The 694-nt window shown below is 53.9% G+C and carries 1 protein-coding gene; it reads right to left on the bottom strand.

All coding sequences use genetic code 11. The features are described from left to right. Positions 1 to 634: hypothetical protein (locus BZK31_RS28665; protein WP_157900838.1), on the bottom strand; the 634-nt coding region annotated here is incomplete at its 3' end. Positions 635 to 694 lie beyond the last annotated feature (60 nt).

The following is a 694-nucleotide window of genomic DNA, read 5'->3' as shown; positions in this document are numbered from 1 at the left end:
CCCCCTTAACAACGTCCGCTCCAACGCCCCTGTCAGTCCCGGTATAGTTCTTCCAGTCCGCATGATAAGGATCAGCCTTCATCTCGGCTGAAATAGTTCTAGACTTGGCTATAGCTTTACCGCTTACCAGCATACCAGTCAAGATGCCCGCTGTAAGCACTCCACCACCGATCAGGTAGGCACCGGTATTGTCATCTTTTTTAATCGTCTCGCCTTCCATGGCATTGGCGATCTGTTCCCCCAGAACGTCACCGTACTCAGCCAGTTTTTGTCCAATATTCTGACCCAGGGGCGTCTCGGAAACCGCGTTGAAAACCGCCAATTGCACCAGACCTTTCGGCCCCTGCGCCACGGCCACCAGCACGCTCACAGCCTCCTGCTGTTCCGGGTGCTCCTGGATGTATTGGTTGATCGAAGCCATCGATCGCAGCGTTTCTTGAGCAGAAGTCAGTTTTTCTTCATCACTCGTAGTGACGGGAATAGGAGGTAACTCGACCGCTCCTGGGCTGGTAGCCTTGTTGTCCGCCTGAAGCTTCTGATCAAGAACCTCGACCGATGTCAGGTCGATACCGGCCAGACGCGCGATTTCGGCCACAACCTTTTCTTGAAACGCAGGATCGGACATCGTGGTCATTGCCTGGCTTCGTGTCATCCCACCCTGAAGCACGAGTCCATGGTGTTTTCAGCAAAATCA

It is taken from the genome of Pseudomonas floridensis, assembly GCF_002087235.1.
In the GTDB taxonomy this organism is placed as follows: domain Bacteria; phylum Pseudomonadota; class Gammaproteobacteria; order Pseudomonadales; family Pseudomonadaceae; genus Aquipseudomonas; species Aquipseudomonas floridensis.
Note: the sequence above shows the minus strand (reverse complement) of the source record. Positions and strands in the feature narration are given on the sequence as shown.